The 9,673-nt window shown below is 56.5% G+C and carries 14 protein-coding genes and 1 pseudogene; 1 reads left to right on the top strand and 14 read right to left on the bottom strand.

The window, feature by feature from the left end; all coding sequences use genetic code 11:
- Entirely contained in the window at positions 1-621 is a 621-nt protein-coding gene (locus ACOQFT_RS03755) for a 2OG-Fe(II) oxygenase family protein (protein WP_421596708.1), read from the bottom strand.
- A 319-nt stretch (positions 622-940) separates the two neighbouring features.
- Here ACOQFT_RS03755 and ACOQFT_RS03760 point away from each other — a divergent pair, with 319 nt between their 5' ends.
- Positions 941-1,621, top strand: coding sequence for a DUF1194 domain-containing protein (locus ACOQFT_RS03760; RefSeq protein WP_421596709.1), 681 nt, complete (start codon positions 941-943; stop codon positions 1,619-1,621).
- Positions 1,622-1,741: 120 nt separating this feature from the next.
- On the opposite strand, the gene rplP is transcribed toward ACOQFT_RS03760, so the two are convergent.
- The 13 genes and pseudogenes from rplP to tuf form a co-directional block, all read right to left on the bottom strand.
- A complete protein-coding gene (gene rplP, locus ACOQFT_RS03765) occupies positions 1,742-2,155 on the bottom strand; it encodes a 50S ribosomal protein L16 (RefSeq protein ID WP_085823145.1) in 414 nt (137 codons plus the stop codon).
- A gap of 12 nt (positions 2,156-2,167) precedes the next feature.
- Positions 2,168-2,878 carry a 30S ribosomal protein S3 gene (gene rpsC / locus ACOQFT_RS03770; RefSeq protein ID WP_008758042.1) on the bottom strand — a complete coding sequence of 237 codons (711 nt, stop codon included), beginning with the start codon at positions 2,876-2,878 and terminating at the stop codon, positions 2,168-2,170.
- On the bottom strand, positions 2,878-3,258 hold the full coding sequence (gene rplV / locus ACOQFT_RS03775) for a 50S ribosomal protein L22 (RefSeq protein ID WP_039538267.1): 381 nt from the start codon (positions 3,256-3,258) through the stop codon (positions 2,878-2,880). Before rplV ends, rpsC begins: the two co-directional genes overlap by 1 nt.
- 3 nt (positions 3,259-3,261) lie before the next feature.
- On the bottom strand, positions 3,262-3,540 hold the full coding sequence (gene rpsS / locus ACOQFT_RS03780) for a 30S ribosomal protein S19 (RefSeq protein WP_005980699.1): 279 nt from the start codon (positions 3,538-3,540) through the stop codon (positions 3,262-3,264).
- A 3-nt stretch (positions 3,541-3,543) separates the two neighbouring features.
- A complete protein-coding gene (rplB, locus tag ACOQFT_RS03785) occupies positions 3,544-4,386 on the bottom strand; it encodes a 50S ribosomal protein L2 (RefSeq protein WP_170356688.1) in 843 nt (280 codons plus the stop codon).
- A 206-nt stretch (positions 4,387-4,592) separates the two neighbouring features.
- Positions 4,593-5,513, bottom strand: coding sequence for a hypothetical protein (locus tag ACOQFT_RS03790; protein ID WP_421596710.1), 921 nt, complete (start codon positions 5,511-5,513; stop codon positions 4,593-4,595).
- Positions 5,510-6,178, bottom strand: coding sequence for a class I SAM-dependent methyltransferase (locus tag ACOQFT_RS03795; protein ID WP_421596711.1), 669 nt, complete (start codon positions 6,176-6,178; stop codon positions 5,510-5,512). Before ACOQFT_RS03795 ends, ACOQFT_RS03790 begins: the two co-directional genes overlap by 4 nt.
- 190 nt (positions 6,179-6,368) lie before the next feature.
- Positions 6,369-6,665: a 50S ribosomal protein L23 gene (locus ACOQFT_RS03800; protein ID WP_008757532.1), complete on the bottom strand. Its 297-nt coding sequence runs from the start codon at positions 6,663-6,665 to the stop codon at positions 6,369-6,371.
- Positions 6,662-7,279 (bottom strand): 50S ribosomal protein L4, encoded by a 618-nt coding sequence (gene rplD / locus ACOQFT_RS03805; protein WP_008756644.1) that lies wholly within the window; start codon positions 7,277-7,279, stop codon positions 6,662-6,664. Before rplD ends, ACOQFT_RS03800 begins: the two co-directional genes overlap by 4 nt.
- Positions 7,276-8,001, bottom strand: a complete 726-nt coding sequence (gene rplC / locus ACOQFT_RS03810) for a 50S ribosomal protein L3 (RefSeq protein WP_170351686.1) — start codon at positions 7,999-8,001, stop codon at positions 7,276-7,278. The genes rplD and rplC overlap by 4 nt, the downstream gene beginning before the upstream one ends.
- A gap of 18 nt (positions 8,002-8,019) precedes the next feature.
- Positions 8,020-8,334, bottom strand: coding sequence for a 30S ribosomal protein S10 (rpsJ, locus tag ACOQFT_RS03815; RefSeq protein ID WP_008756422.1), 315 nt, complete (start codon positions 8,332-8,334; stop codon positions 8,020-8,022).
- A gap of 225 nt (positions 8,335-8,559) precedes the next feature.
- Positions 8,560-9,285 carry a GIY-YIG nuclease family protein gene (locus ACOQFT_RS03820; protein WP_421596712.1) on the bottom strand — a complete coding sequence of 242 codons (726 nt, stop codon included), beginning with the start codon at positions 9,283-9,285 and terminating at the stop codon, positions 8,560-8,562.
- Between the two features lie 210 nt (positions 9,286-9,495).
- A pseudogene (tuf, locus tag ACOQFT_RS03825) lies at positions 9,496-9,673 on the bottom strand (elongation factor Tu); the annotation flags it as partial.

Consider the following 9,673-nt stretch of genomic DNA (forward strand, 5'->3'; position numbering starts at 1 on the left):
TTACTCCCACTTGTAGTTGAAGCTTACCGAAATCCGCTCTTCCTCAGCCATGTTCATCGGCACCTCGTGGCGCAGCCAACTTTCCCAAAGCAGCACGTCCCCTACCTGTGGCTTCATATAGATGAACGGCTGCAAATCCCGCCGTCCGTCCTTGAGGCGCGTCGGGGCGGCCATCATGCGGCCCGAACGCGGGTCTTCCAGTTTCAACGCGCTCGCCCCTTCGGGCATCGCCACATAGGTCGTGCCCGAGATCACGCTGTGCGGGTGCAGGTGGCTGGAGTGCATCCCGCCTTCGGGCAGGATGTTGATCCACAGGTCCTCGAGCTTCAGCTCGCCCTCACCCAGATCGAACTCCAGATCCCTCGCAAAGGCCGCAACATGCTGGTCCAGCGCAGTGACAAGATCAGCGAAGATCGGAAACCGCCACGGCAGATCAGTCAGCGAGGCATAGCTGGTATAGCCGGGATAGCCGTTCTCTTCACACCACTCCTGCCCGGCCTCATCATCCTCGGCGATGACAAGGCAGGAGCTTTCCAACTCTTCCGGGTCGATCTTGGGATCGAACTCGGACAAAGCTGCACGGTAAAGACGGGTTACGAAGAGCGATTCAATCTGTGCCATGCCCCGGCTATAGCCCAGCCGGGGCAAGAGGGCGAGGCCACCGGTCAAAGAAAAACGGCGGGGCGGGTTTGTGTCGGGAGAAGCCGCGCAACCAGATATAGGCGATTGCGATTATCAGGGTCCGGATCATGATCGCGAATTTGGCAAACCCGATGGGTTGTTTGACCTTCTCGGTAAAGGCCGTGACCATTCGACCTCGTCAATTATTGGGGTGATCGGATTCCATATCCTCTTCACCAAGCTGGCGTCCAAAACCGGACCCTATGAATTGAGTTGCCGATCACAGTGGCCACTGCTAGCGTAATTCCCCGTGAAAGCTATGGTTCTATCACTTTTTATCGGGCTCGTGCCGCTGGGGCCACGTGCCTGTGAAGTTGCGCTGATCATTGCGCTTGACGTATCGCGCTCGGTCGACAAGTTCGAGTATGCTCTGATGCGTAACGGCATCGGCCACGCTTTTCTGGATGACGAAATCATCAACCTGATTTCCTGGATGCCTGGTGGGATGCAGGTCACTGTAACCCAATGGGGAGGCTCTGGTCAGCAGCGCCAGCCGATAGCCTGGCGTCGACTGTCCGACCGGCTAAGCGTCATCGAATTTGTCGAAGATCTGATTACGATCAATCGCGGTTTCTGGATGGCTGAAACGTCCGTTTCCGAGGCCCTGCTTCATGCCGAACTGATGTTTCACCAGCTTGAAAACCCCTGTCGTCGTCAGGTGATTGATGTGTCAGGTGACGGAATCTCAAATGCCGGGCCCGAGGTCAGACCGATCTCGAACACTATCGCCACGCGGGGGATCACCATAAACGGTTTGGTGGTCGCAGGAGCTCGTCCTGATCCGGTGGTCTTCTACCTGTCCGAAGTGATCCGCGGGCCACTGTCTTTTGTGGAAGTGACTGACAGCTATGATGACTACGATCACGCAATGAAGCGAAAACTGATGCGAGAGCTTACCCCTAATCTGTCGCTTCTCGAAAGAGGCACGCGGACACCTTAGGCAAACCGTTCTCTTAACGCGGCGGCGTCCCCGAAAGCAAATGATCGCCAACAAGAAAACCCCCGCCGGTGTCCCGACGGGGGTCTTTCTTGTCACGAACGAGGCCGCGGCCCCAATCGCTTACCAGTCTTCGCGAACCACGACGCGGGTCTTGATCGGCAGCTTCATCGCAGCCAGGCGCAGGGCCTCGCGGGCGATGTCGTCATTGACGCCGTCGATCTCGAACATCACGCGGCCGGGCTTGACCTTGCATGCCCAGCGGTCGACCGAACCCTTACCTTTACCCATACGAACTTCGATCGGCTTTGCCGTGACCGGAGTGTCGGGGAAGATGCGGATCCAGACGCGGCCCTGACGCTTCATGTGACGCGTCATGGCACGACGTGCAGCTTCGATCTGGCGTGCGGTTACACGCTCAGGCTCAAGAGCTTTCAGGCCGTAGGTGCCAAAGTTCAGATCAGAGCCGCCCTTGGCTTCGCCCTTGATCCGGCCTTTGTGCATCTTGCGGAATTTAGTACGCTTTGGTTGAAGCATATCTTTCCCTCCTTAGCGACGACCGCCACCAGCACCACGAGGTGCAGGGCCGTCCTGGAGTTCCTGTGCTTTACGGTCACGTGCCTGCGGATCGTGCTCCATGATCTCACCTTTGAAGATCCAGACCTTGATCCCGATGATCCCGTAGGGGGTCATCGCTTCGGCATGTGCGTAATCGATGTCGGCACGCAGGGTGTGCAGAGGCACGCGGCCTTCGCGGTACCACTCGGTCCGTGCGATTTCGGCGCCACCCAGACGACCAGCGACGTTCACCCGGATACCCAGGGCGCCCATGCGCATGGCGTTCTGAACCGACCGCTTCATCGCGCGGCGGAACGAAACCCGGCGCTCCAGCTGCTGAGCGATGGACTCGGCAACCAGCTGCGCGTCAAGCTCGGGCTTGCGCACTTCGACGATGTTCAGGTGCAGTTCGCTGTCGGTCATACGAGCAAGCTTTTTGCGCAGAACTTCGATGTCCGCACCTTTCTTGCCGATGATGACACCGGGACGTGCGGTGTGGATCGTAACGCGGCACTTCTTGTGCGGACGTTCGATGATCACACGGGCAACACCGGCCTGCTTGCACTCTTTGTTGATGAACTCACGGATCTTGAGGTCTTCCAGCAGAAGATCACCGTAGTCCTTGGTGTCGGCGTACCAGCGGCTGTCCCAGGTGCGGTTGACCTGCAGGCGCATGCCGATCGGATTTACTTTATGACCCATTAGGCTTGCTCCTCAACTTGACGCACCTTGATGGTGATCTCCGAGAACGGCTTCATGATCTTGCCAAAACGGCCACGGGCACGCGGGCGACCGCGCTTCATGACCAGGTTCTTGCCAACCCATGCTTCGGCGACGATCAGTTCGTCAACGTCCAGGTTGTGGTTGTTCTCGGCGTTGGCGATTGCGGACTGCAGGCACTTCTTGACGTCCTGCGCGACACGCTTGTTCGAGAAAGTCAGGTCGGTCAGAGCCTTCTCAACTTTCTTGCCGCGGATCATTTGCGCAACCAGGTTCAGTTTCTGCGGGCTGGTGCGAAGCATGCGCGTTTTCGCCATTGCTTCGTTTTCAGCCACGCGGCGGGGGTTCTTTTCCTTGCCCATGACTTACTTCCGCTTCGCTTTTTTGTCAGCGGCGTGGCCATAATAGGTACGAGTTGGCGAGTATTCACCGAACTTCTGACCGATCATGTCTTCCGAGACGTTTACGGGGATATGCTTCTGGCCGTTGTACACACCAAAGGTCAGACCCACGAACTGGGGCAGAATGGTGGAACGACGCGACCAGATTTTGATGACTTCGTTGCGGCCCGACTCGCGCGCTGCTTCGGCTTTTTTCAGCACGTAAGCATCGACGAAAGGACCCTTCCAAACAGAGCGAGACATAGATTAACGTCCCTTCTTCTTGGCGTGCCGCGAGCGGATGATCAGCTTCTGGGACGCTTTGTTCTTGTTGCGGGTACGCTTACCCTTGGTGTCCTTACCCCACGGCGTAACCGGTGTACGGCCACCCGAGGTACGACCTTCACCACCACCGTGTGGGTGATCGATCGGGTTCATTGCAACACCACGAACCGACGGACGCACGCCTTTGTGGCGCATACGACCGGCTTTACCGAGGTTTTGGTTGCTGTTGTCGGGGTTGGACACGGCACCGACGGTGGCCATGCATTCCTGACGGACCATGCGAAGCTCGCCCGAGCTCAGACGGATCTGAGCGTAGCCGCCATCGCGACCAACGAACTGAGCGTAAGTACCGGCCGCACGTGCGATCTGACCGCCTTTACCAGGCTTCATCTCGATGTTGTGGACGATGGTACCGATTGGCATGCCCGAGAACGGCATTGCGTTGCCCGGCTTGATGTCAGCTTTCGCCGACGCGATGACTTTGTCACCAACAGCCAGACGCTGCGGAGCCAGGATGTATGCCTGTTCGCCGTCTTCGTATTTTACCAGTGCGATGAATGCGGTCCGGTTCGGGTCATATTCGATCCGTTCGACGGTTGCCGCGACATCAAATTTATTCCGTTTGAAGTCAACGATCCGGTAGAGACGCTTTGCGCCACCGCCGCGGCGGCGTGAAGTGATCCGTCCGGTGTTGTTCCGGCCGCCCGATTTGGTCAAACCCTCTGTGAGAGACTTGACCGGACGTCCTTTCCAAAGCTCCGAACGGTCGATCAGCACCAGCCCGCGCTGGCCCGGCGTCGTCGGCTTGTACGACTTGAGTGCCATGCTTTCTGTCTTCCGTTTAGCAAGTGCAGGGGGTTTCCCTGCTATGTGATAGGCCCCCGTAGGTGCCAAGGGTATAGGGCCCCGAAGGTCCCCGGTTACAAATATCAGAGGCCCCGGAACGAATCCGAGGCCGCAAGATTGGGAGCATGTAGCAGTGTTGGGGGTGGGTGTCTATAGGGTACGGCACATTCTCTTGGCGGGCACAGTCACTTGATACTGAAATCATGTTGGACCAGGGGCGCGAACGTGCGGCGTGCGCCCGACCAGTCAAAGTGAAAAAGCGGGTCTGGTATGCGCCAGTTTTCCCCATAACTCTGGGCCAGCAGGGCCGGTGGGTCCTGAGGCAGCATAATCTGCCCGTCATTCAATGCCCTGAGCGGAAAGATCGAACTCTCGGATACGCCGTTGAAAGAGTAAGGGTAGACGCTGAAACGGCCATTTTCAGTCCAGGCCGGAAACAGGTCTATATCGATCCCCAGGCCGTTTTTCACCTTGAATATCGGAGAGCTTCGGGTCGATGGCGTGGCATCCAGACAGCCGCGTTTCAACAGGGCTTTTTGGTATATGGCCCATTTTTCGGGTATTTCTTCAAGCGTGGACTCACCCAGGTGCACCGCAAAATCCACGTCATCGTCATGGTCGATCAACCGACCATCGCGCACGTAGCCCAACAACGCACCGGCATACAGGAATATCGGTTTGCCAAGTTGGATGACGGGTGCCAACTCAGCTTCGAGCTTCTGGAAAATATCGCCGGCATTCATTTCCCCGAAGGTTCTGTTATAGCCATGCGGCGTGATGAAATCGGGGTGAAGAGCCTGTTTGACACATTCGAAAAACGCCGTAAACCGCGCTTCCTGCCCCTTGCGCGCATAGCGCCTTTCCATCCGCTTGAGCCTGCCATGCGTCCGCGCGGGCCTTAATCGCCGGTAGCAACAAAGCAGAAGATCGATTTCTTCCCAATCATCAAACAATGCCGGGTTGTTCAAGCGCCTAACAGGATCTTGCAACGCCTGAACATCCAGACGGGTTTTGCGCGGACGCGGCAGTGCGGTCTGGGCCGTTGCATGTTCAAACACAACAGCACGAAGCGACGCCAGCTTTTTGATGATTTCTGTTTCGGTCATAGGTCTTTTTCATAGATTGCCCGGGCGACGATCGCATCCTCTGTCTTGTATTTTGCGAACCCGACCCCTTCGACACCGTATCGTTTGGCGAACTGAAACTGCTTCATTTTTTCGTCCAGCTCCGCCGCGCACAGATAGCGCCGGAAATGCGGTGGCGCTACTTTTGTTGTGTCGCGGTCCGCCAATGTCCGGTACTCGAACGCGACAATGTCACCCGGCTGGCAGCCCTCGTGCAGGGCATCAATCAAGGCATCTTCTTCGTCATCAGTGATCGCGTGCAAAAAGAAGCGCGCATAGACACAGACTGCCTTCGCGCGCCGATTGGACAGCACCTGTTGAACCATCCCGTCCTTGAGGTTTGTTCTGGCAAATTCAAGACCGTCCCCGCCCTGCGTCTTTGTGTGTTTTCTGGCCGACGCAACGGCAGCTTCTGATGCATCCAGTCCGGTCACAAGGAACCCGTGCCGCGAAAAGAAAAAACTGTCACGGGCGTTGCCGCACCCAATGTCAACAACATGCGCCTTACGATCAATTTCATTGGCCACAAACGCGGCAAACTGCGATGGTAGCGACAACTCCCACGACTCTGCAGAATTCTCGTAGAACTGGTTCCAAAAATCGCGGCGGCAGTCCGACCGGGCCTGCTGAGATGATTTGGGGATCATTGGTATTTTTCTTTCGCAAGACGGTTAAACGGCACTGGGGCGAAATCTGTCAGACCTCAAACTCAACTGCAATCGCTTCTTTGCGCATCAGTTTCGGGCACCTTAACGCGCAGCTGGTTAACTTTGGCCTTTGAATAAAAAAACCCCCGCTTTCGCGGGGGCCTTTATCTTGCGCCAAAGACGGGTTCGATCAGAGACCGGTGGACACGTCGATGGTGTTACCCTCTTCCAGGGTCACATATGCTTTTTTGACGTCTTTCCGACGGCCCAGTTGGCCGCGGAACCGTTTGACCTTGCCTTTGGTCACGGTGGTGTTCACCGCTTTGACCTTCACACCAAACAGCGCCTCAACGGCCTCTTTGATCTGCGGCTTGTTGCTGTCGATCGCCACTTCGAAGACAACCGCGCCGTTTTCGGACGCCATGGTCGACTTTTCGGTGATGATCGGCTTGCGGATCACGTCGTAGTGTTCTGCCTTCGCGCTCATTTTAGACGAGCCTCCAGTGCTTCGACAGCCGCTTTGGTGAGCACCAGAGTGTCACGCTTGAGGATGTCATAGACGTTTGCGCCCATCGACGGCAGGATATCCAGACCTTCGATGTTCTTGGACGCTTTCAGGAACCCTTCGTTCACGGTCGCGCCGTCGATGACCAGAGCACGTTTCCAGCCCAGGTTTGCAACCTGTTTGGCCAGAGCGGCGGTCTTGCCTTCGGCTTCGGCGTTCTCGATTACGACCAGTTCACCTGCCTTGGCTTTTGCCGACAGAGCGTGGCGCAGGCCAAGCTTGCGGAACTTCTTGGGCAGGTCATGACCATGCGAACGCACCACGGGGCCTTTGTAGATACCACCACCGCGGAAGATCGGCGCGTTACGGTCACCATGGCGTGCGCCACCGGTGCCCTTCTGGCGATAGATCTTCTTGGTCGAGTAGCTGGTTTCCGAGCGGGTCTTGACCTTGTGGGTGCCGGCCTGCGCGTTGTTGCGCTGCCAACGGACCACACGGTGCAGGATGTCCGCGCGCGGCTCGAGTCCGAACAGATCGGCGTTCAGCTCGATGTCGCCGGCTTTGCCGCCGTCCAGTTTGATTACATCAAGTTTCATGCTTCACCACCTTCCGCGGGTGCTTCTTCCGCAGGTGCTTCGGTTGCAGCCGATTTCACAGCAGCCGGGAAAGGCAGGCCTTCCGGTGCTTTCTTCTTGACGGCGTCCTTGACGGTAACCCAGCCCGATTTCGGTCCGGGAACGGCGCCTTTGATGAAGACCAGACCACGGTCGGCGTCGGTTTTAACGACTTCCAGGTTCTGGGTGGTGACACGGGCAGCACCCATGTGACCGGCCATTTTCTTGCCTTTGAAAACCTTGCCCGGGTCCTGACACTGACCGGTCGAACCGTGCGAACGGTGGCTGATCGAAACACCGTGCGAAGCGCGCAGACCACCGAAGTTGTGGCGCTTCATCGCACCGGCAAAGCCTTTACCGATCGAGGTGCCCGAAACGTCAACTTTCTGACCTTCCAGGAAGTGCTCTGCCGAAATCTCGGCGCCCACTTCGATCAGGCCATCTTCGGAGACGCGGAACTCGGCCAGCTTACGCTTGGGCTCAACCTTGGCAGCGGCGTAGTGACCGCGCATGGCCTTCGAGGTGCGTTTTGCCTTGGCAGCACCGGCGCCCAGCTGAACGGCGGTGTAGCCGTCTTTGTCAGCGGTACGCTGTGCAACAACCTGCAGGTTGTCCAGATGAAGAACGGTCACAGGGATCTGCTTGCCGTCTTCCATGAACAGGCGAGTCATGCCGACTTTTTTTGCGATAATACCAGAGCGCATGAATAATACCCTCCGATCTTACGACTGCAGCTTGATCTCGACGTCCACACCAGCAGCGAGGTCGAGCTTCATCAGCGCGTCAACGGTCTGGGGGGTCGGATCAACGATGTCGAGCAGACGCTTGTGCGTGCGGATCTCGAACTGGTCGCGGGATTTCTTGTCAACGTGAGGGCCACGGAGAACCGTGAACTTCTCGATCTTGTTCGGCAGCGGGATCGGGCCGCGCACGTTCGCGCCGGTCCGCTTGGCAGTGTTGACGATCTCTTGCGTGCTGGCATCCAGAACGCGATAGTCAAATGCCTTCAGCCGAATACGGATGTTTTGGCTTTGCATATGAATAGCCTTTTATCAGGCGTTGAGGTTGAGAGGAGGACAGACGCGCATCGCCAACCCTCTTCGAACCCAAAAGGCGGGAATCACCCCGCCTTGACGTTCTTGTTGAGAACCCGCGCGTATTAGTGGGGTTGGCGGAGTTTGGCAAGGGGGAATGTGCGAAGGTCGACATTCAAGAACTCTTCGCTTAACCCAACCATCAAAAACCTTATGACGCTGGGATCACTATGACGACGTCAGTTTTCGCGCTTCCTCAACCACTTCTTCAACATCGGCCCGAAACCATTCTGTTCCAACCGCCCCTTTCAACCTAAGCTTATTAAAGGACCTGTGGAGACTGGTTTCCAAAGCGACGGAATCGTTAGTCCGGACAATATAGCGTAAGACAGGGTAACCCGCGCTACCGGTGCCGTATTGCGACAACACTCTGTCCGCAACAGAGCCCAATTCATTACTTAAGTGGCGACCAATTTTAGTGCACTTAAATCCCAAATCTTCTAAAAGATTGTCGGTGTAAAGATAGACTGCCTGTTTGCCTTGCCCAAATACTTTGCAATCTTCTAGCATTCTTTCGCGTAATTGAGTCTGACGCAAATTTCCGCCATGTTCATATTCTAGCTTTGCCGCAGCAGTTAGTCGGTCTCTATCGCTGGACCATTCTGTCAAAAGGCCAGTTTCCCTACATAGCTTTACCGTTTTGGCTTTCGCAAACCCGTTCTTTATCAAGCAATAGATGGAGGTATCCCTGATATCCCCTTCCCAGCCTTTCCCATTGTCTATCCAAATCGCTTCACCAAGTTGATCCCGGTATCTTGCCTGGGCTTCATGGACACTACAGGGTGAATGTCCGGCAACCACGTCAGCAATTATCAGATCAGCCGCTTTTCTTTGATAGGGGCGCATCGCTCGTATGATTTCAGAGTGCTGCTCGATTACTGGTGTCGTGGTCATTATACTTCTCGTGTTTTTTGCCTGAAAGGTGACTGTAGAATCTGATGTCAATCAGTAGCTTCATTTTTGGCAGATGCCATAAAAACGCGCTTTGATAGAAGGCAAAAAGGGCGCCCCGAGGGACGCCCTTCTTTAGTCCTTCACCGTGTTGCTCCCGGCAGATTTTCCTTTGGAAAATCGCCTGCCGCAACCAGGCGCGACAAGCGCGCCTTACTCGATGATTTTCGACACCACGCCGGCGCCGACGGTGCGGCCGCCTTCGCGGATCGCGAAGCGCAGGCCGTTTTCCATCGCGATCGGGGCGATCAGCTCAACGCCGAACGACACGTTGTCGCCAGGCATGACCATCTCGGTGCCTTCGGCCAGGGTCACGGTGCCGGTCACGTCC

Source organism: Ruegeria sp. MALMAid1280 (genome assembly GCF_049195285.1).
Classification (GTDB): domain Bacteria; phylum Pseudomonadota; class Alphaproteobacteria; order Rhodobacterales; family Rhodobacteraceae; genus Ruegeria.

Coding starts and splice junctions, on each gene's coding strand:
- ACOQFT_RS03755 (WP_421596708.1), bottom strand. CDS start 621: ATGGCACAGATTGAATCGCTCTTCGTAACCCGTCTTTACCGTGCAGCT.
- ACOQFT_RS03760 (WP_421596709.1), top strand. CDS start 941: ATGGTTCTATCACTTTTTATCGGGCTCGTGCCGCTGGGGCCACGTGCC.
- rplP (WP_085823145.1), bottom strand. CDS start 2,155: ATGCTTCAACCAAAGCGTACTAAATTCCGCAAGATGCACAAAGGCCGG.
- rpsC (WP_008758042.1), bottom strand. CDS start 2,878: ATGGGTCATAAAGTAAATCCGATCGGCATGCGCCTGCAGGTCAACCGC.
- rplV (WP_039538267.1), bottom strand. CDS start 3,258: ATGGGCAAGGAAAAGAACCCCCGCCGCGTGGCTGAAAACGAAGCAATG.
- rpsS (WP_005980699.1), bottom strand. CDS start 3,540: ATGTCTCGCTCTGTTTGGAAGGGTCCTTTCGTCGATGCTTACGTGCTG.
- rplB (WP_170356688.1), bottom strand. CDS start 4,386: ATGGCACTCAAGTCGTACAAGCCGACGACGCCGGGCCAGCGCGGGCTG.
- ACOQFT_RS03790 (WP_421596710.1), bottom strand. CDS start 5,513: ATGACCGAAACAGAAATCATCAAAAAGCTGGCGTCGCTTCGTGCTGTT.
- ACOQFT_RS03795 (WP_421596711.1), bottom strand. CDS start 6,178: ATGATCCCCAAATCATCTCAGCAGGCCCGGTCGGACTGCCGCCGCGAT.
- ACOQFT_RS03800 (WP_008757532.1), bottom strand. CDS start 6,665: ATGAGCGCGAAGGCAGAACACTACGACGTGATCCGCAAGCCGATCATC.
- rplD (WP_008756644.1), bottom strand. CDS start 7,279: ATGAAACTTGATGTAATCAAACTGGACGGCGGCAAAGCCGGCGACATC.
- rplC (WP_170351686.1), bottom strand. CDS start 8,001: ATGCGCTCTGGTATTATCGCAAAAAAAGTCGGCATGACTCGCCTGTTC.
- rpsJ (WP_008756422.1), bottom strand. CDS start 8,334: ATGCAAAGCCAAAACATCCGTATTCGGCTGAAGGCATTTGACTATCGC.
- ACOQFT_RS03820 (WP_421596712.1), bottom strand. CDS start 9,285: ATGACCACGACACCAGTAATCGAGCAGCACTCTGAAATCATACGAGCG.